This is a genomic window from Ramlibacter sp. GCM10027632 (assembly GCF_042675325.1).
Classification (GTDB): domain Bacteria; phylum Pseudomonadota; class Gammaproteobacteria; order Burkholderiales; family Burkholderiaceae_C; genus Ramlibacter.
The window spans coordinates 499643-518796 of record NZ_JBHTGW010000001.1 but is presented as its reverse complement, the minus strand read 5'-3'; the positions used below and the strand labels follow the sequence as shown (position 1 = coordinate 518796).

Below are 19154 nucleotides of genomic sequence, written 5' to 3'. Positions count from 1 at the left end.
CAGGCCGGGATCAGGCCGCGCGGCGCTGCGCCTCGCGGGCGCTGGCGGCGGCGACGCCGGCCATGACGTCGCCCACCACGATGACCGCGGGGCTGCCCAGGCCCTCGCGGGCGATGGCGGCGGGCAGCTCGCCCAGGGTGCAGCCCACCTGGCGCTGGTGGGGCAGGCTGGCGTGCTGGATCACGCCCACCGGGGTGGAGGCGGGCAGGCCGGCCAGCAGGCCCTGCTGGATCTCGCGGCAGCCGCTCACGCCCATGTAGATCACCAGGGTCAGCCTGGCCGAATGCGCCGCCGCGGACAGGGCGGCCCAGTCGGTGCCGGCATCGCCGGGCTTGGCATGGCCGGTGACGAAGACGACGCCGTGGGCGTGGTCCCGGTGCGTCAGCGGCACGCCCAGCGAGGTCACGGCGGCCAGGCCGGCGGTGATGCCGTTGACCACGGTCACCGGGATGCCGGCGGCCTGCAGGTGCTCGCGCTCCTCGCCGCCGCGGCCGAAGATGAAGGGGTCGCCGCCCTTGAGGCGCACCACCACCTCGCCCTCGCGGGCGGCGGTGATCATGAGCTTCTCGATGAAGGCCTGCGGCGTGCTCTTGCAGCCGCCGCGCTTGCCCACGTGCACCACCCGGGCGGTGGGGGCGGCCAGGGCCACGATCTCGTCGCCGACCAGGTCGTCCACGAACACCACGGTGGCGGACTGGATCGCCTTGACGGCCTTGAGCGTCAGCAGCTCCGGGTCGCCGGGGCCTGCGCCCACGAGGGTGACGGTGCCGGGGAATGCCATGGGTGTCTCCGAGAAATTCATGCCTGCAACGCCAGTTGCACGATGTGTGCCACCTGGGTTGCGATCGAGGCCGGCAAGGGCAGGTTCCCGGCCATCACCCGGCGGATATAGGCCGCGGTGGCGGCGGCGTCAATCGCGGCGGGCATGTCGGGCAGGTCGGTCAGGGTGCCCTTGCGGCCTTCCTCGAGCAGCACGCGCCGCCCTCGGATGAATCCTTCCATCTTCGGCAGCCGGCGGGCGTCGGCCACCGGCTCGCCCTCGGTGCCGCGCAGCAGCAGGGCGGTGGCGCCCACGCGCTCGAAGACCTCGGCCATGGAGATGGCGTATTCGGGGTGGGTGTAGCTGCCCACCACCACGGCCGGCCCCTCGCTGGGGTTCATCAGCTTGACCAGGCTGTGGGCCGAGTTGCGCAGGCCGACCACGCGGCGCACATCGAGCAGGCGCTGCAGCCCGGGGCACAGGGTCGCGGTGGGCAGGAAGGCCACCTCCCCGGGGGCGATGGCGCGCACCGCGTGCAGCGGGGCGATCTCGAGGGCGCGCAGCACGGCGGGCGCGGTGACCCGGCTGCCCTGCACGACCTCGGTGGCCGCGCCGTGCACCAGCACCGGCAGGCCCTCGCGCGCCACCAGCAGCGCCAGCAGGGGCGTGAGCACCGGCAGCTTGCGCGCACCGTTGTAGCTCGGAAGCACCACCAGGGTGCGCTCGCCCGCCGGCACCCGCTGCATGCGCGAGGCGGTGGCGTCCAGGAAGCCGGCCATCTCGTCGGCCGTCTCGCCCTTGATCCGCATGGCCAGGCAGAACGCGCCCACCTCCAGGTCGCTCACGCTGCCATCGAGCAGCTGGCCGAACAGGTCGGCGGCCTGCTCGCGCGTGATCGCGCGGGCGCCGTCCTTGCCGCGGCCGATGTCCTTGATGTAGTGGCTGATGCTGCCCATGGGGCGAGATTGTCGGGGATGGCTCATGACTTCCAGCGATAAGCTGATTCAGGCCACCCCCGCCGCCGCCCTCACGCGGCCTGGGCCGCGGGCATCGTCGCCCGCACCAGCCGCTTCAGCTCCGGCACGCAGGAGCCGCAGTTGGTGCCGCACTTCAGGTCGGCCTGCAGGCTTGCCAGGCGGGCGTCCGGCCCGCCGTGGCAGGTGGCCAGGCGGTCGCGGATCGCGTCCTCGGTGATGTTGAAGCAGGTGCAGACCTGCTTGCCCCGGGCCTGCACCGCCACCGGCGCCTTGGCGCCGGGCGAGAGCAGCAGGCGGCCGTAGGCCTGGGCGGGCAGTTCGTCCTGCAGCAGGGCCTTGATCCAGGCCTCGGAGGTGGTGTCGCCGGCCAGCACGAAGGCTTCCAGCCGGGCCTCGCCATCGGCCTGGCGCGCCAGGCGCATGGCGCGGCGCTGGCCCTTGCGCGGGTCGGCGTAGCGGATCGCGTCGGCGCCGGACAGCCCCAGCAGCGACTCCAGCCGCGCCAGCACCTCGGCGGGCGGCGCCTCGTAGGCGGCGGCGCGCAGCAGGAGGCCGGTGCGCTCGCGGCCGAAGGGCACGCAGGTGGCGAAGGGGAACCGCGTCATCATCTGCCGGCATTGCTCGCGCACCGCGAGGGCGTCGTCCTCGGGCAGCCAGGCCACCGCCAGGAGCGACCAGGGCATCTCGGCTTTCAGGATCTTCACCGCGGCGTGCTTCAGCTCGGGCTGCTTGGAGCCGGGGCAGTAGGCCGAGGTGGTGAGCTGGTTGACGCCGGCCAGGGGCTCGCCGGTGCTGGAGACGCCGCCCAGGAACTCGCCGCCCCAGTGCATGCCCATGAAGGCCTGCGAGGGCGCGACCTCGCTGGACGCCTGGGCCGGCACCACGATGGAGCCGCGCTTGGAGGTGACGTGGACCAGGTCGCCCTCGGCCAGGCCGCGGCGCGCCATGTCCTGCGGGTGCATCTGGATCACCGGCTCGGGCACATGCCCGAACAGCCGGCCCAGGGTGCCGGTGCGGCTCATGCCGTGCCACTGGTCACGCAGGCGGCCGGTGATGAGGGAGAAGGGAAAGCGTGACTCGCGCGGCTCGGCCACCGGCACGTAGGCCACGTCGGCGAAACGGGCCTTGCCGTCGGCGGTGGGGAAGATGCCGTCCTCGTAGAGGCGGGCCCGGCCCTGGTCCTCGCCGGGGCGCAGCGGCCACTGGCGCGGCGCCTCCTCCAGCATGGCGTAGGTCAGGCCGGTGATGTCCAGGTCGCGGCCGCGGGTGGATTCGCGATGCTCGAGCCAGACCTGTTCCGGGGTCTCGTACGGGAACAGCGTGGGCTGGCCGGGACGCAGGCGGGCCTCGAGGCGGCGCGCGAAATCCAGCGCGATCTGCCAGTCGTGCCGGGTGCCGCCGGGGGCGGCCACGGCGGGACGCACGCGGCTGATGCGGCGCTCGGAGTTGGTGACGGTGCCGTCCTTCTCGCCCCAGGTGGTGGCGGGCAGGAGCAGGTCCGCGTAGTCGCACGTGGCCGTGGTGGAGAAGGCCTCCTGCACCACCACGAACTCGGCGCGCTGCAGCGCCCGGCGCACGGTGGCCTGGTCGGGCATGGACTGGGCCGGGTTGGTGCAGGCGATCCACAGCGCCTTGATCTCGCCGTCGGCCGCGGCCTGGAACATCTCCACCGCGGTCTTGCCCGGCTTGGCGGGCACGTCGGGCAGGCCCCAGAGCGCGGCGACCTCGGCGCGGTGCTGCGGGTTGGCCAGGTCGCGGTGCGCGGACAGCAGGTTGGCCAGGCCGCCCACCTCGCGCCCGCCCATGGCGTTGGGCTGGCCGGTCAGGGAGAAGGGGCCGGCGCCGGGGCGGCCGATCTGGCCGCAGGCCAGGTGCAGGTTGATCAGGGCGGCGTTCTTGGCCGTGCCGTTGGCGGACTGGTTCAGGCCCTGGCAGTACAGGCTCAGGGTGGCCGGCGAGGCGGCGAACCACTTCGCCGCGGTGTGCAGGTCGGCCACCGGGATGCCGCAGGTGCGCGAGACCGCCTCGGGCGTGCAGTCACGCACGCGGGCCTTGAGCGCCTCGAAGCCGGTGGTGCGGGCCTCGATGTAGGCCGGGTTCGTCCAGCCTTCCCACAGCATGATGTGCAGCAGGCCGTGGAACAGCATCACGTCGGTGCCGGGCTCGATCGGCAGGTAGAGGTCGCAGATCTCGGCGGTGTCGGTGCGGCGCGGGTCGCAGAAGATCACCTTCATCTGCGGCCGCTTCGCCTTGGCCTCCTCGATACGGCGGAACAGGATCGGGTGCGCCCAGGCGGTGTTGCTGCCGACGATGAACAGGCAGTCGGCATGGTTCACGTCGTCGTAGCAGGCGGGCGGCGCGTCGGCGCCCAGCGTGAGCTTGTAGCCGGCCACCGCGCTGGACATGCACAGGCGCGAGTTGGTGTCGATGTTGTTGGTGCCGACCAGGCCCTTGGCCAGCTTGTTGAAGACGTAGTAGTCCTCGGTGAGCAGCTGGCCCGAGACATAGAAGCCCACCGCGTCGGGGCCATGGGCCTCGATGGTGCGGGCGAACTTGCGCGCGGCCAGGTCCAGCGCCGCGTCCCAGCCCACGCGGTGGGCGGGGGCGCTGCGCTCCTCGCGCAGCATCGGGTGCAGCAGGCGGGCCTGGTGCGTGATGGGGGCGGAGGCCGTGTGGTGCAGGGTCGAGCCCTTGGTGCACAGGCGGCCGAAGTTGGCCGGGTGCAGCGGGTCGCCGCGCACGCCGGTCACCTGGTCGCCCTGCGATTCGATGATGACGCCGCAGCCCACCCCGCAGTAGGGGCAGGTGGAGCGGGTTTCCTTCAGGGTCATGGGCAGGCGGTGGTGCGCCGGGCCGGGCCGGCGATGGGTCGGGATTCGGTGAGGGCCAGGGTGGCGAGCTCGTTCGCGTCGAGGTAGACGGCGCCGCCGTCTACCTTGACCGAGAAGCGCTGGGTGCAGCCCTGGTCGGGCGCGCGGGCCGCGCCGTCCTCCAGGCCGATGGTCCAGTTATGGAGCGGGCAGGCCACCTGGGTGCCGAAGACGATGCCCTGCGACAGCGGGCCGCCCTTGTGCGGGCAGCGATCGAGCAGGGCGAAAACCTGGCCGGCGTCGTTGCGGAAGACGGCCACGTCCAGGCCCTGGGGGCGTTGCACGCGGCGCGCGCCGAGCACGGGGATGTCCTCGACCCGGCAGATCAGTTTCCAGTCGTTGTTCATGGTCACACCTTGGGCGCGGGGAGGGTGGAGAGGGCGGGAAGCCTGTCGAACTGGCGGGTGTCGACCCGGGCCTGCTCGAAGTCGAACCACGGGTCGGGCTCGCCATCGAGCGCGAACTGCAGGCGTTCCCACAGCGCCTGGCGGCCTTCATGGTCCTCGAGGATCTTCTGCTTCACGTAGTCCAGGCCGACGCGGCTCACGTAGTGCACGGTGCGCTCCAGGTACCAGCCTTCCTCACGATACAGCTGCAGGAAGGCGCCGCTGTATTCCAGCACCTCCTGCGCGGTCTTCAGCTTGCACAGGAAGTGGGCCACCTCGGTCTTGATGCCGCCGTTGCCGGCGATGTAGATCTCCCAGCCGGAGTCCACGCCGATCACGCCCACGTCCTTGATGCCGGCCTCGGCGCAGTTGCGCGGGCAGCCGGAGACGGCCAGCTTGACCTTGTGCGGCGCGTACATGCGCCACAGGGCGCGCTCCAGGTCCTTGCCCATTTGCGTCGAGTCCTGGGTGCCGAAGCGGCACCACTCGCTGCCCACGCAGGTCTTCACCGTGCGCAGGGCCTTGGCGTAGGCATGGCCGCAGGGCATGCCCAGGTCCTGCCAGACGCCCACCAGGTCCTCCTTCTTCACCCCGAGCAGGTCGATGCGCTGGCCGCCGGTGACCTTGACGGTGGGGATCTGGTACTTGTCCACCACGTCGGCGATGCGGCGCAGCTCGCCGGCGGTGGTCTCGCCGCCCCACATGCGCGGGATCACCGAGTAGGTGCCGTCCTTCTGGATGTTGGCGTGCGAGCGCTCGTTGATGAAGCGGCTCTGCGGGTCGTCCTGCGCCTCGCGCGGCCAGGTCGAGATCAGGTAGTAGTTGATCGCGGGGCGGCAGGTGGCGCAGCCATTGGGGGTGCGCCACTCCAGGAACTTCATGGTGTCGGCCACCGTGAGCAGCTTGTTGGCGCGGACCGCTTCGCGCACGTCCTGGTGCGAGTGCTCGGTGCAGCCGCACAGGGCCTTCTTCTTCGGGGTGGCGGAGTAGTCGCCGCCGGCGGTGAACATCAGGATCTGTTCCACCAGGCCGGTGCAGGAGCCGCAGCTGGCGCTGGCCTTGGTGTGCTTGCGCACCTCGTCCAGGGTGAACAGGCCCTTGTCCTTGATCGCCTTGCAGATCGTGCCCTTGCTCACGCCGTTGCAGCCGCAGACCTCGGCGTCGTCGGGCATGGCGGCGGCCTTGCTGTGGCCCTCGTGTCCGGTGTCGCCGATGTTGGACTCGCCGAACATCAGCTTGTCGCGGATGTCGGCCACGCTGCGGCCCTCGCGCAGCAGCTTGAAGTACCAGCTGCCGTCCACCGTGTCGCCGTAGAGGCAGGCGCCGACCAGCTTGTCGTCCTTCAGCACCAGCTTCTTGTAGACCCCGCCGAAGGGGTCGGACATGACGATCTCCTCGGTGCCCTCGCCGCCCATGAAGTCGCCGGCGGAGAACAGGTCGATGCCGGTCACCTTGAGCTTGGTCGAGGTGAGCGAGCCGACATAGCGGCCGATGCCGTACTGCGCCAGGTGGTTGGCCGCCACCTTGGCCTGCTCGAACAGCGGGGCCACCAGGCCGTAGGCGATGCCGCGATGCGCGGCGCATTCACCCACCGCGTAGATGCGGGCGTCGGTGACCGTCTGCAGGGTGTCGTTGACCACGATGCCGCGGTCGCAGTGCAGGCGCATGGACTGGGCCAGCTCGGTGTTGGGCCGGATGCCCGCGGCCATCACCACCAGGTCGGCGGGGACCTCGGTGCCGTCCTTGAACTGCACGGCCTTCACCCGGCCGTCCTCGCCGCCCACCAGCGCCTGGGTCTGGGCCTTCATCAGGAACTTCAGGCCGCGTTCCTCCAGCGACTTGCGCAGCAGGCCGCCGGCCACGTCATCGAGCTGGCGCTCCATCAGCCAGTCGTTCACGTGGACCACGCTGACGTCCATGCCCCGCAGCTTCAGGCCGTTGGCGGCCTCCAGGCCCAGCAGGCCGCCGCCGATGACGACCGCGTGTCTGTACTTCGACGCGGCGTCGATCATGGCCTCGGTGTCGGCGATGTCGCGGTAGGCGATCACGCCCTGCAGGTCCTTGCCCGGCAGGGGCAGGATGAAGGGGTTGGATCCGGTGGCCAGGAGCAGCCGGTCGTAGGGCGCCTCGGTGCCGTCGTCGGCGCGCACCACGCGGCGCACGCGGTCCACCGCCACCACCTTCCTGCCCGCGTGCAGGGTGATGCCGTTCTCGCGGTACCACTCCCAGGAGTTGAGGATGATCTCGTCCACCGTCTGCTCGCCGGCGAGCACCGGGGACAGCAGGATGCGGTTGTAGTTCGGGTGCGGCTCCGCGCCGAACACGGTGATGTCATACAGGTCGGGCGCGATCTTGAGGAGCTCCTCGATCGTGCGCACGCCGGCCATGCCGTTGCCGACCATCACGAGTTTCAGTTTCTTCATGATCGATTCCTTTCAGTGAAGCAGGGAGTGGGCCCGCGCCTTCGCTACGATGGGCGCATGGCACTGGATGTGGATATCGGCTGGCACAGCGTGCGCGGCCCGAGGGACGACAACGAGGATTTCGCCGCGGCGCAGGAGGCGCCGCCCCACGAGGCGCAGCGAGGCCTGGTGGCCGCCATCGCCGACGGCGTGTCCACCGGCGGCCGCGGCCGCGAGGCGGCCCAGAGCACGGTGATGTGCGTGGTGCAGGACTACTTCGGCACGCCGCCGACCTGGGAGACCAGCGTGGCGCTCGACCGCCTCATCGGCGCACAGAACGCCTGGCTGGCCGCCAGCAACCGGCGCAATGCGCGCGGCGCCATGACCACGCTCACCGCGCTGGTGCTGCGGGGCCACAGCTACACCCTGGCCCACGTGGGCGACACCCGGGCCTGGCTGCTGCGCGGCGGCGAGTGGACGCAGCTCACGCAGGACCATGTCTTCGACCACCCGGACATGAAGAGCCGGCTCACCCGCGCCATCGGCCTCGACGAGCGGGTGCATGTCGACTACCTGCAGGGCGAGCTGCAGGCCGGCGATGTCTTCGTGCTGACGAGCGATGGCGTCCATGGCGTGCTCGCAAGCAAGCAGCTGGCCAGCGCCGCGGCCCAGGCCGCCGCCAGCGCGCAGGCGGCGAGCCAGGCGATGGTCGATGCCGCCCTCAAGGCCGGCAGCTGGGACAACGCCAGCGCCCTCGTGATCCATGTGCGCGAGCTCGCCGCGATCCGCCTGGAGGACGTGCTGCTCGGCGCGCGCCAGCTGCCGGTGCCCGGCCCCCTCAAGGTGGGCGATGTCCTGGACGGCTTCACCGTGACCGCGCGCGTGGCCGACACCGGCGTGCACCGCCTCTACCAGGCCCGCGACGGCGCCAGCGGCGCGCTGGTGGCGATCAAGACGCTGCACGAGGCCCGCGCCAGCGACCCGCAGGAGCGCGCCATGCTGGCCCACGAGGCCTGGCTGGGCCTGCGGCTCGCGGAGCAGGGCGGTGCGGACACCGGCTTCATCGGCGTGCGCGAGCCGCGCGCGCCCAGCGCCTTCTACGCCGTGTTCGACTGGCATGCCGGCGCCACCCTGGAGCAGCTCCTGGCGCAGCGCCAGGCCTTCGCCGTGGGGCAGGTGGTGGCGGGCGGCATCGCCGTCGCCAAGGCCCTGGGCCGGCTGCACCGCCAGGGCGTGATCCACCGCGACATCAAGCCCGGCAACCTGCACCTGGGCGACGACGGCCGCTGGCGCATCCTGGACCTGGGCGTGGCCGTCTCCGGGCAGGAGTCGGCCCTGGACCGCACCCTGCACGCCGGCACGCCCAGCTACATGAACCCCGAACAGTGGGAAGCGCCCGAGGGCGAGGCGGTGGCCGACGCCCGCAGCGACCTCTACGCCCTGGGCGTCACGCTGTACCAGTGGCTCACCGGCCACCTGCCGTACGGCGAGGTCGAGCCCTACCAGCTGGCCCGCTTCCGGCGCGACCCCAAGGCCCCGAGCCGGCTGCGGCCCGACGTGCCGATCTGGCTGGACCACGTGGTGCTGCGCGCCGTGGCGCGCGACCCGCGCCAGCGCTTCGAGACCGCCGAGGAACTGGTGCTGGCCCTGGAGCGCGGCGCCTCGCGCCCGCTGGAGCGGCCCGCCGCCACGCCGTACTTCGCGCGCGACCCGGCCGGCATCTGGAAGGCCGCCCTCGCGGCCTCCGCAGCGCTCAACCTGCTGCTGCTGTTCTGGCTGCTGTTCCTGCCTCGATGACATCGCGGGGCTCCGGCCTCAGCGCGCGGCGGCGGGGCGCAGGCGGGCGCGGCCGCCTTTCTCCGCCCAGGTGCGGGTCCAGCGGATCTGCATCACCCGCATGACGGCCAGCACCGCCAGCGACAGGCCCGCGAACAGGAAGAAGCCGGCGCTGTAGCTGCCCAGGTACTGCTTGGACAGGCCCAGCGCATTGGGCACGATGCCGCCGCCCAGGGCGCCGAGCTCGCCGATCATGGAGCCGGCCACCGCGGTGGTGGTGGGCCAGCGCAGGGGCACCAGCTGGAACAGCGCGCCGTTGCCTGCGCCAAGGGCGGCGAAGCACAGCATCATCAGCAGGGTGGTGAGCACCAGCGAGTGGCCGGTGAAGCCGATCAGGGTGAGGGTGCCGGCCACCACCAGGAGCACCAGGCTGAGGGTGTTCACGCCGCCCCAGCGGTCGGAGATCCAGCCACCGACCACGCGCAGGGTGGCGCCCATGAAGGCCGCCAGCATCGTGAGCTGGCCCGCCTGCACCTTGCTCACGCCGAACTGGCTGAAGTAGTACGAGGGCAGGAAGCTGGTCAGCCCGATGAAGCCGCCGAAGGTGACGCAGTAGATCAGGCTGAAGACCCAGCCATCCTTCTCGAACAGGCAGGCCACGTGCTCGCGCAGGCTGGCGTGGGCGTCGACGTCGTCGGGCTCCTTGGCCCAGAGGACCATGACGACGGCGGGGATCAGGATGGCCACCGCGGCGACGCCGTAGACCGCCTTCCACCCGAGCCACAGGGCCAGGGGCGGGGCCAGCAGCACCGAGACCGCGGTGCCGACGTTGCCCGCGCCCACCAGGCCCATGGCCAGGCCCTTGTGCTGCGGCGGGAAGGAGCCCGCGCCGAGGGAGAGGGCGACGCCGAAGCTGGCGCCGGCGATGCCCAGGAGCACGCCCATGGCGAGCAGGTCGTTGAAGCTGTCCACGTAGAGCAGGCCGAACAGCATGGCCACCGCGATCAGGCCCATCTCCACCAGCGTGGCGGACTTGCGGCCGATGTACTGGGCCAGCAGGCCGAGCGGGAAGCGCATGAGGGCGCCGGCGATGATGGGGACGGAGAGCATCAGGCCCATCTGGGCGGGCGAAAGCTGGTAGGCCTCCGAGATGAAGGGGGCCATGCCGCCATTGAGCACCCAGATGCCGCAGGAAAAGGCGAAGTACAGGAAGGCCGCGAACAGCGTGGGCACATGGCCGGACTTCAGGAAGGGGGTAGGAGCGCTCATCTCACGTGTTGGTGTCGTTTCCATGGGGCGGCCGGGGCACGGCCCTTCCCACGGGGAAGTACAGGACAGCACACCACGTCGTGCGCAGGGCCGGCGGTACGATGCACGGCCAGGGTGCGGCGTCACACCCGTTAATTCCTTTTGAGCAGCTTCCGTGCCAGGGGATTGGCCTATCCTTCGCCCCTTTGCGCGTCCCCTTCGAGTGCCTGCCTTGACCTCCGTCCTCCTGCTCCAGACCTCCGACCCGGGCGCGCCCGACCTGCGTGCCGACTTCACGGCGGCCGGTTTCACCGTTTGCGGGCAGGGGGACTGCACCCACTTGGTGCGCGATGCCCTGCGCACCCAGCCCGACGTGGTGGTGTGCTGGGCGCCGCAGGTGCCCGAGGCGCTGCTGCAGGCGGTGGCGGTGCTGCAGCGGGAGCAGTCCTTCCCCCTGCTGGTGTTCACCCGCGACAACGACGTCGCCCTGATGCAGCGCGCGCTGGAGGCGGGGGTGCACGGCTGGATCGTCCAGGGCTACGGCGGCCACCGCCTGCGCCCGCTGGTGGCCCAGGCCCGCGAGCGGGAGAAGCGCGAGCGGCAGTGGCGCCAGCGGCTGGACGACCTCGAGGGCCGCCTCGAGGAACGCAAGCTGGTGGACAAGGCCAAGGGCATCCTGATGCGGGCGCGCTCGCTGACCGAGGACGAGGCCTTCCGCCTCCTGCGCACCGCTTCGATGCACGGCAACCAGAAGGTGGGCGAGGTCTCGCGCCAGGTGATCGACGCCGCGCGCGTGGCCGAGGCGATCAACCGCGCGGGGCAGCAGCGCATGCTGTCCCAGCGCCTGGTGAAGCTCTATGCCCTGGCCTGCAGCCGCACCGACGGCCAGGCCGCGGCCCTGCTGATGCGAGAGAGCGTGGCGCGGGTGGACGAGAACCTGAAGGCGCTGGAGGCCGAGCTGTCTCCGGCCACCTTCGGCGACCTGGTGGCCGCGGGCCGCGCCGCCTGGGCCGACCTGCGCCAGGGCCTGGAGGCCGCGCCGCGCGCCACCGAGCTGCCGCGGCTGGATGCCCTGGCCGAGGCGGTGCTGGCCAATGCCGACGCCCTGGTGCTGGCGCTGGAGTCCTCCGGCGTGGCGCAGCCGGTGGGCGTGGTCAACGTGGCGGGCCGCCAGCGCATGCTGTCGCAGCGGGTGGCCAAGCTGGCCCTGGTGCTGCCGGCGGCGGCGCCGGCCGACGCCGAGGCGGTGCGGCGCGAGCTGGCGGCCAGCGAGGCCGCGTTCGAGGAGGGCCTGCGGCAGCTGGAGTCGGCGCCGCTGTCCACCCCCGCCATCCGCCAGATGCAGGCCGAGGGCCGGCAGGCCTGGGCGGCGCTGCGCGGCACCGTGCCGCTGGCGGCGCAGCCCGGCGGCCGCATGCAGCTGGCCGCGGCCAGCGAGGACCTGCTCGCGGTCTTCGACCGGCTCACCGAGGCCTACCAGACCAGCGTCGAGATGCTGCTCGGGTCGGCCGGCTGAGGGGGCCGCAGCCGCCCCCAGCCAGGCCCAGGCAGGCTCGCCTCAGGCGGCCTGCTTCTCCACGTGCGCCTGGCGGGTGTAGAGGAAGTCGATCACCGCCTTGCGGTAGCCCAGGTAGCGAGCGTCCTCGGCCAGCGCCACGCGGTCGCGGGGGCGCGGCAGGTCCACGTGCAGCACCTCGCCGATGGTGGCGGCCGGGCCGTTGGTCATCATGACGATCTTGTCCGAGAGCAGCACGGCCTCGTCCACGTCGTGCGTCACCATGACCACGGTGCTGCGGGTCTTGGCCACGATCTGCAGGAGCTCGTCCTGCAGCTTGGCGCGGGTGAGGGCGTCGAGCGCGCCGAAGGGCTCGTCCATCAGCAGCACGTTGGGCTCCATCGACAGGGCGCGGGCGATGCCCACGCGCTGCTTCATGCCGCCCGAGATCTCGCCGGGGCGCTTGGCGCTGGCGTGCGACAGGCCGACCAGCTCCAGCGCCGCGTCGGTGCGCGCCTTGAGCTGGGCGCGGGTCTCGGTGGAACCGAAGACGCGTTCCACCGCGAGGTAGACGTTCTCGAAGCAGGTGAGCCAGGGCAGCAGCGAGTGGTTCTGGAACACCATCGCCCGGTCCGGGCCGGGCCCGGCGATCTCGCGGTTGGCGCAGATCAGGGCGCCCTGCGTGGGGCGGGTGAGGCCGGCGACCAGGTTCAGGAGCGTGCTCTTGCCGCAGCCCGAGTGCCCGATCAGCGCGACGAACTCGCCCTTGGCCACGGTGAGGTCCACCCCCTGCAGCGCCACGAAGGGGCCCTTGGCGGTGCGGAAGGTCTGGCCGACGCCCTGGACCTGGATGTACTTGGTGGTGAGGCTCTCGTTCATGCCCGGGTCTCCTCGTAGGTGAATGCGGTGGCCAGCTTGACCAGGGCCAGCTCCAGCAGCAGGCCGACGATGCCGATCACGAAGATGGCGATGATGATGTTCTTGACGTTGAGGTTGTTCCACTCGTCCCACACCCAGAAGCCGATGCCGACGCCGCCGGTGAGCATCTCGGCGGCCACGATCACCAGCCACGCGGTGCCGACGGCCAGGCGCACGCCGGTGAGCATGTAGGGCAGCACCGCGGGGAACAGGATCTTCGTGACGATCTTCCACTCGGACAGATTGAGCACGCGGGCCACGTTCATGTAGTCGGCCGGCACGCGCTGCACGCCGACCGCGGTGTTGATGATCATGGGCCAGATCGAGCAGATGAAGATGGTCCAGATCGCGGCGGGGTTGGCGCCCTTGAACACCAGCAGGCCGATCGGCAGCCAGGCCAGGGGGGAGACCGGGCGCAGCAGGCTGATCAGCGGGTTGAACATCCGCGAGAGGAAGGTGAAGCGCCCGATCAGGAAGCCGGCCGGAATGCCCACCACCGCGGCCAGGCCGAAGCCCACCGCCACGCGCTGCAGCGAGGCGAGCACGTTCCAGCCCACGCCCTGGTCGTTGGGCCCCTTGCGGTAGAACGGGTCGCTGAAAACCTCCACCGCCTGGTGGAAGGTCTCCGCCGGCGAGGGGATGCTGCCGCCCGAGCCCATGGAGACCAGGGCCCAGATCCCCACCAGGAAGCCCAGGCCGAAGCACGGGGGCAGCACGCGCAGCCACAGGCCGCGCCAGTCGATGGAGGTGCGGGCCGGCCGGGGAGCGGCCGGTGCGGGAGCGGGGGCTGCGGCCACCGTGGGGGCCGTGCGCGCTGCGGGAGCGGAAGGCGCCGGTTCGTCGACCGGGCCGTGGAAGACTGCGCTGACCATGTCCGTGACTCCTTAGGCGTGGACCTTGAACGACTCGGCGTACTTCTTCGGGTCCTTGCCGTCCCAGACCGCGCCATCGAGCAGCTTGCTCGAGCGCATCACGTCCTTGGGCACGGCGACCTTGGCTGCGGTGGCGGCCTGCTTGTACAGGTCCACCTGGTTGATCTGCCTGGCGATCGCGAGGTAGTCCGGGTGGTCCTTGACCAGGCCCCAGCGCTTGTGCTGCGTGAGGAACCACATGCCGTCGGAGAGGTAGGGGAAGTTCACGTAGCCGTCGTTGAAGAACTTCATGTGGTTGGGGTCGTCCCAGGTCTTGCCCAGGCCGTTCTGGTAGCGGCCCAGGATGCGCTGGTTGATCACGTCCACGCTGGTGTTGACGTAGGCCTTGTCGGCCACGGTCTCGGCCATCTTGTTCTTGTTGGACAGGCTGGCGTCGATCCATTTGCTCGCCTCCAGGATGGCGGCGATGACGGCGCGGCAGGTGTTGGGGTACTTCTTCGCGAAGTCGCCGGTGGTGCCCAGGGCCTTCTCGGGGTGGTCCTTCCAGATGTCCTGGGTGGTGGCGGCGGTGATGCCGATGCCGTCGGCGATCGCGCGGTGGCCCCAGGGCTCGCCCACGCAGTAGCCGTCCATGTTGCCCACGCGCATGTTGGCCACCATCTGCGGCGGCGGCACGGTGATGACCTTGGCCTCCTTCAGCGGGTTCACGCCCACGCTGGCGAGCCAGTAGTACAGCCACATCGCGTGCGTGCCGGTGGGGAAGGTCTGGGCGAAGGTGTAGTCACGCTTCTCGGTGGCCATGAGCTTGGCCAGCGAGGCGGCGTCGACCGCGCCCTTGTCGGCGAGCTTCTTCGACAGGGTGATGGCCTGGCCGTTGTGGTTCAGGTTCATCAGGACGGCCATGTCCTTCTTCGGGCCGGAGGTGCCCATGTGCACGCCATAGATCAGGCCCCAGAGCACGTGGGCCATGTCGAGTTCGCCGTTGACCAGCTTGTCGCGAACGCCGGCCCAGGAGGCTTCCTTGGTGGGGATGATCTTCACGCCGTACTTCTTGTCGAAGCCCAGCACGGAGGCCATCACCACGCTGGCGCAGTCGGTCAGGGGGATGAAGCCGATCTTCACTTCCTCCTTCTCGGGCTTGTCGGAGCCCTGCGCGTGGACCGCGGTGCGCAGCGCCGGTGACACGCCGGCGGCGCCAACGGCGGCGGCTTGCAGCAGGCTGCGGCGGGAGAGGCGGGTTTTCAGCAGGTCGGTCATCACGGGGCTACTCCATCAACAAGGAATCGAACAAAAAAGAAAAGGCGTCCTCACGCGCACGGACAACTGCCGTGGGTGGGGACGCCTTCGTCCGGTCAAGGCCACCGGGATGCTTCGCCGTTGAAGCGGGGTGGCCCGAAAACCATCATTGGTTATTCGGATTCACTTGTGCAAAGCGCGTGCCAGGTTTTCCGGGCGGGGAGGGTGGGGTGTGAACCAACGTTTTGGTGCGGGTCGCCGCACTGCGCTTGTGCGGCGCACCATCACGGCGCATCAACCGAGCAGGTCGGCCACGTCGAGGATGCGCTGGGCCACGTCGGCGATCTTCAGGCCCTTGTCCATGGCCGTGCGGCGCAGCTTCTCGTAGGCCTCGGGTTCGCTCAGGCCCTGGCGCTGCATCAGCAGGCCCTTGGCGCGATCGATCACCTTGCGGTCGGCCAGCTCGGAGCGGGCGGCGGCCAGCGCCTGGCGCAGGCCCTGCTCGTGCTGGAAGCGGGCCATGGCCACGTCGAGGATGGGGCGGATGCGGTCGGGGGCGAGGCCGGCCACGATGTAGGCGGAGACGCCGGCGGCGACCGCGTCCTTCACGTGCGTGGTGTCGTCGTCGTTCGTGAACAGGACGATCGGCCGGCGCTCGTCGCGGGTGGCCATCACCACATGCTCCAGCGAGTCGCGGGCGGCGCTCTCGGCGTCCACGATGATCAGGTCCGGCTGCAGCTGCGCGATGCGCTCGGCCAGGAAGGGGTCGGCCGGCAGGCTGGCGATGAGGTTGAAGCCGTTTTCCAGCAGGCCGATGCGCAGGCTGCGCGAACGCGCGGCCTGCTCCAGGGCGTGTTCGTCGTTCGGGTCGTCCACCACCAGGTCGGGGGCGACGACCAGGATGCGCAAGGGTTCGGTCATGGGTCGGACGTGTACGGAAAAAGCGGTGCAATTTTCGCGCCAAAGTGCCAAAGGGGAGGGCGCCCCACCGGCGCGCCTACACTCGGGACATGCTTGTCCTGGGTATCGAGTCTTCCTGTGATGAAACCGGCGTGGCCCTGGTGGAGGCCGCCGGCGCCGGCGTGCCGCGCCTGCTGGCGCACGCCCTCCACAGCCAGATCGAGATGCACCAGGCCTATGGCGGCGTGGTGCCCGAGCTGGCCAGCCGCGACCACATCCGCCGGGTGCTGCCCCTGGCCAGCCAGGTGCTGGACGAGGCGGGCCGCGGCCTGCCCGAGGTGGACGTGGTGGCCTACACCCGCGGCCCCGGCCTGGCCGGCGCGCTGCTGGTGGGGGCGGGCGTGGCCTGCGCCCTGGGCGCGGCGCTGGGCAAGCCGGTGCTGGGGGTCCACCATCTCGAGGGGCACCTGCTGTCCCCGTTCCTGAGCGCGGATGCGCCGGAGTTCCCGTTCGTGGCGCTGCTGGTGTCCGGCGGCCACACGCAGCTGATGCGGGTCGATGGAGTGGGGCGCTACGAGCTGCTCGGCGAGACCATCGACGACGCGGCGGGCGAGGCCTTCGACAAGTCGGCCAAGCTGCTGGGGCTGGGGTATCCGGGCGGGCCGGCGCTGTCGCGGCTGGCGCAGTCGGGCGACCCGCAGGCCTTCAAGCTGCCGCGGCCGCTGCTTCACAGCGGCGACCTCGATTTTTCCTTCGCCGGCCTGAAGACCGCGGTGCTCACGCAGGCCAGGAAGCTGGGCGACGAGCTCGAGGCCCGCCGGGCCGACCTGGCCGCCGCGACGCAGGCGGCGATCGTGGAGGTGCTGGTGAAGAAGTCGATCGCCGCGCTCGATGCCACCGGCCTCAAGCGCCTGGTGGTGGCCGGTGGCGTGGGCGCCAACCGCCTGCTGCGTGAGCAGCTCGACGCGGCCTGTGCGCGCCGCCGCGTGCGGGTGCACTACCCGGAGCTGCACCTGTGCACCGACAACGGCGCCATGATCGCCCTGGCCGGCGCGATGCGGCTGCAGTCCGGCGCGCAGCAGGCCAGCGAGGCGTATGCCTTCGACGTGAAGCCGCGCTGGCCGCTGCACGAGATCGTGCCGGCGGCCTGACGCCCGCTCACTGCAGCGGGATCGTGCGCGCCTTGCTCACCGGGACCTGCTTGGCCAGGGTCAGCGTGAGCACGCCGTTCTCCAGCCTGGCGGCGGTGGCATCGACATCGATGTCCTGCGGCAGCTCATAGGCGGCCTTGTACTGGCGCGGCGCCTCGGCGCGCGTCTCGATGCGCACCACCGGGCCCTCGACGCTGATGGACAGGTCCTCGCGCGCGATGCCGGGCATGTCCAGGGTCACGGTCCAGGCCTTGTCGTCCTCCGACACGGTGGCGCCGCGGGCGGGCGTGGGCTGGAAGAAGGCCTCGTCGATGAAGCGCTCGAAGCCGCGGTTGAAGGTGCGGCGGGTGGGGATCACGGCGCGGGTGCGGACGACGGGTGCGAAAAACATGGCGACTCTCCTGGAAGACGGTTCCGGGCGGGCCCCAGGCCCCCCTTACACTGCGCGGCATCCGCCAGCCGAATGCCGCCCTGCACCCGATCTGCGAGCGGCCGGCGACTTTTCAAGGGCTGGCTGTTCTTGACGCGAAAGCCCGCCCATGCGCCACGCCATCCAGAACCTCGAGGCCTCGAAGATCCGCGAGGTCGCCAACGCCGGCCTCGGCCGCAGCGACGTGCTGGCCTTCTGGTTCGGCGAGAGCGACGAGGCCACGCCGGACTTCATCCGCGAGGCGGCCATCGCCTCGCTGCGGGCCGGCGAAACCTTCTATGCCCACAACCTCGGCCTGCCCGAGCTGCGCGCGGCCCTGGCGGCCTACACGACGCGCCTTCACGGCCCGGTGGACGCCGGCCGCATCGCCGTCACCTCCGGCGGCGTGAGCGGGCTGATGCTGGCCGTGCAGGCCCTGGTGGATGCGGGCGACGAGGTGGTGGCCGTCACCCCGGTCTGGCCCAACCTCACGGCCCAGCCCCTGATCATGGGCGCGGCGCTGCGCACCGTGTCCCTGAAGCCCGTCGGCGGCGCCTGGGTGCTGGACCTGCAGGCCCTGCTCGATGCGGTCACCCCGGCCACCCGCCTGCTGGTGCTCAACGCCCCCAACAACCCGACCGGCTGGACACTCCGGCGCGAGGAGCAGCAGGCCATCCTGGACCACTGCCGCCGCACCGGCACCTGGATCCTGGCCGACGAGGTCTACGAGCGGCTCTACTACGCGCCCAGCGACACGGGCTGCGCCCCCAGCTTCCTCGACATCGCCGCCCCGGACGACCGCCTGGTCGTGGCCCACAGCTTCTCCAAGAGCTTCCTCATGACCGGCTGGCGCCTGGGCTGGCTGGTGATGCCGCCGGCGCTGGTGGAGCCCATGGGCAAGCTGATCGAGTTCAACACCTCCTGCGCCAGCACCTTCACCCAGCGCGGCGCGATTGCCGCCGTGACCCGCGCCGACGAGGTCACCCCGCGCGTCGTGGCCCACCTGAAGGCCTGTCGCGACACCCTGGTGCCGCTGCTGCAGGCCCTGCCGCAGGTGCGGGTGGCCCCGGCCCCGGGCGGCATGTACGCCTTCTTCCAGCTCCAGGGCCACCCCGACTCGCTGGCCACGGCCAAGCGGCTGGTGGCCGAGGCCGGCCTCGGCCTGGCTCCCGGCAGCGCCTTCGCGCCCGAGGCGGACGGCTGGCTGCGCTGGTGCTTCGCCTCGAAGGACCTGGCGCGGCTGGGGCAGGGCGTGGAGCGCCTCCAGGGCTGGCTGGCCGCCCAGGCCTGATCCCAGGCTATAATCCCGCAGTTCTACCCCTCACGGGGTGGTGCTTTCGCACGTTGGAGCCGCATTCCAGCATCCAACGCAAGTCAATTCTTCCCAAGGAATCACTGATGGCCATCAACAAGGCTGAAATCGTTGCCGCCAACGCGCGCGGCGCCGCCGACACCGGCAGCCCCGAAGTGCAGGTCGCCCTCCTGACCGCCCGCATCAACGAGCTGACCCCCCACTTCAAGACCCACGCCAAGGACCACCACGGCCGCCGCGGCCTGCTGCGCCTGGTGAACCGTCGCAAGAGCCTGCTGGCCTACCTGAAGGCCAAGGACGCCGACCGCTACACCGCGCTGATCGCCAAGCTGGGCCTGCGCAAGTAAGCACCGAACCCACGAAAAGCGCCTGAGTTAGTCCCGCTAGCTCAGGCGTTTTTCACTTCCGGGAGCCCTCCAGACGAATACGCGCTGTGTCATTC

General features: G+C 71.0%; 16 protein-coding genes. 5 read left to right on the top strand and 11 right to left on the bottom strand.

Going from position 1 to position 19154, the window contains the following annotated elements:
• Window positions 1-10: 10 nt before the first annotated feature.
• Genes cobA through nirB form a run of 5 tightly spaced genes read right to left on the bottom strand, consistent with a single transcriptional unit; the run spans window position 11 to window position 7416 of the window.
• Window positions 11-781, bottom strand: coding sequence for a uroporphyrinogen-III C-methyltransferase (gene cobA / locus ACFQZY_RS02315; protein ID WP_377412075.1), 771 nt, complete (start codon window positions 779-781; stop codon window positions 11-13).
• A gap of 17 nt (window positions 782-798) precedes the next feature.
• A complete protein-coding gene (ybiB, locus tag ACFQZY_RS02310; RefSeq protein ID WP_377412072.1) occupies window positions 799-1743 on the bottom strand; it encodes a DNA-binding protein YbiB in 945 nt (314 codons plus the stop codon).
• Between the two features lie 44 nt (window positions 1744-1787).
• Window positions 1788-4562 carry a molybdopterin-dependent oxidoreductase gene (locus ACFQZY_RS02305; protein WP_377412627.1) on the bottom strand — a complete coding sequence of 925 codons (2775 nt, stop codon included), beginning with the start codon at window positions 4560-4562 and terminating at the stop codon, window positions 1788-1790.
• 2 nt (window positions 4563-4564) lie between these two features.
• Window positions 4565-4954, bottom strand: a complete 390-nt coding sequence (gene nirD, locus ACFQZY_RS02300; protein WP_377412068.1) for a nitrite reductase small subunit NirD — start codon at window positions 4952-4954, stop codon at window positions 4565-4567.
• Window positions 4955-4956: 2 nt separating this feature from the next.
• Window positions 4957-7416 (bottom strand): nitrite reductase large subunit NirB, encoded by a 2460-nt coding sequence (gene nirB / locus ACFQZY_RS02295; protein WP_377412065.1) that lies wholly within the window; start codon window positions 7414-7416, stop codon window positions 4957-4959.
• 57 nt (window positions 7417-7473) lie between these two features.
• On the opposite strand from nirB, the gene ACFQZY_RS02290 reads away from it, so the two are divergent.
• Entirely contained in the window at window positions 7474-9192 is a 1719-nt protein-coding gene (locus ACFQZY_RS02290) for a bifunctional protein-serine/threonine kinase/phosphatase (protein ID WP_377412063.1), read from the top strand.
• A gap of 18 nt (window positions 9193-9210) precedes the next feature.
• On the opposite strand, the gene ACFQZY_RS02285 is transcribed toward ACFQZY_RS02290, so the two are convergent.
• Window positions 9211-10440: a nitrate/nitrite transporter gene (locus tag ACFQZY_RS02285; RefSeq protein ID WP_377412060.1), complete on the bottom strand. Its 1230-nt coding sequence runs from the start codon at window positions 10438-10440 to the stop codon at window positions 9211-9213.
• 211 nt (window positions 10441-10651) lie between these two features.
• Between ACFQZY_RS02285 and ACFQZY_RS02280 the strand changes: the two genes are divergently transcribed.
• Window positions 10652-11935 (top strand): ANTAR domain-containing protein, encoded by a 1284-nt coding sequence (locus ACFQZY_RS02280; protein ID WP_377412058.1) that lies wholly within the window; start codon window positions 10652-10654, stop codon window positions 11933-11935.
• Window positions 11936-11977: 42 nt separating this feature from the next.
• Here the strand turns inward: ACFQZY_RS02280 and ACFQZY_RS02275 are convergent, their stop codons facing one another.
• The 4 genes from ACFQZY_RS02275 to ACFQZY_RS02260 form a co-directional block, all read right to left on the bottom strand.
• Window positions 11978-12793, bottom strand: coding sequence for an ABC transporter ATP-binding protein (locus tag ACFQZY_RS02275; protein WP_377412054.1), 816 nt, complete (start codon window positions 12791-12793; stop codon window positions 11978-11980).
• A complete protein-coding gene (ntrB, locus tag ACFQZY_RS02270) occupies window positions 12790-13704 on the bottom strand; it encodes a nitrate ABC transporter permease (RefSeq protein ID WP_377412051.1) in 915 nt (304 codons plus the stop codon). Before ntrB ends, ACFQZY_RS02275 begins: the two co-directional genes overlap by 4 nt.
• 12 nt (window positions 13705-13716) lie before the next feature.
• Window positions 13717-14961: a CmpA/NrtA family ABC transporter substrate-binding protein gene (locus tag ACFQZY_RS02265; RefSeq protein ID WP_377412048.1), complete on the bottom strand. Its 1245-nt coding sequence runs from the start codon at window positions 14959-14961 to the stop codon at window positions 13717-13719.
• Window positions 14962-15234: 273 nt separating this feature from the next.
• Window positions 15235-15861: an ANTAR domain-containing response regulator gene (locus ACFQZY_RS02260; protein WP_377412046.1), complete on the bottom strand. Its 627-nt coding sequence runs from the start codon at window positions 15859-15861 to the stop codon at window positions 15235-15237.
• A gap of 89 nt (window positions 15862-15950) precedes the next feature.
• Here ACFQZY_RS02260 and tsaD point away from each other — a divergent pair, with 89 nt between their 5' ends.
• Complete coding sequence (gene tsaD / locus ACFQZY_RS02255; RefSeq protein ID WP_377412044.1) at window positions 15951-16991, top strand: tRNA (adenosine(37)-N6)-threonylcarbamoyltransferase complex transferase subunit TsaD; 1041 nt, start codon at window positions 15951-15953, stop codon at window positions 16989-16991.
• 7 nt (window positions 16992-16998) lie between these two features.
• Here tsaD and ACFQZY_RS02250 read toward each other — a convergent pair whose 3' ends face one another.
• A complete protein-coding gene (locus ACFQZY_RS02250) occupies window positions 16999-17382 on the bottom strand; it encodes an Hsp20 family protein (protein WP_377412042.1) in 384 nt (127 codons plus the stop codon).
• A gap of 148 nt (window positions 17383-17530) precedes the next feature.
• Between ACFQZY_RS02250 and ACFQZY_RS02245 the strand changes: the two genes are divergently transcribed.
• Both ACFQZY_RS02245 and rpsO read left to right on the top strand, forming a co-directional pair.
• Window positions 17531-18691 carry a pyridoxal phosphate-dependent aminotransferase gene (locus ACFQZY_RS02245; RefSeq protein WP_377412040.1) on the top strand — a complete coding sequence of 387 codons (1161 nt, stop codon included), beginning with the start codon at window positions 17531-17533 and terminating at the stop codon, window positions 18689-18691.
• 107 nt (window positions 18692-18798) lie between these two features.
• Window positions 18799-19059: a 30S ribosomal protein S15 gene (gene rpsO / locus ACFQZY_RS02240; RefSeq protein ID WP_377412038.1), complete on the top strand. Its 261-nt coding sequence runs from the start codon at window positions 18799-18801 to the stop codon at window positions 19057-19059.
• Window positions 19060-19154: the final 95 nt, after the last annotated feature.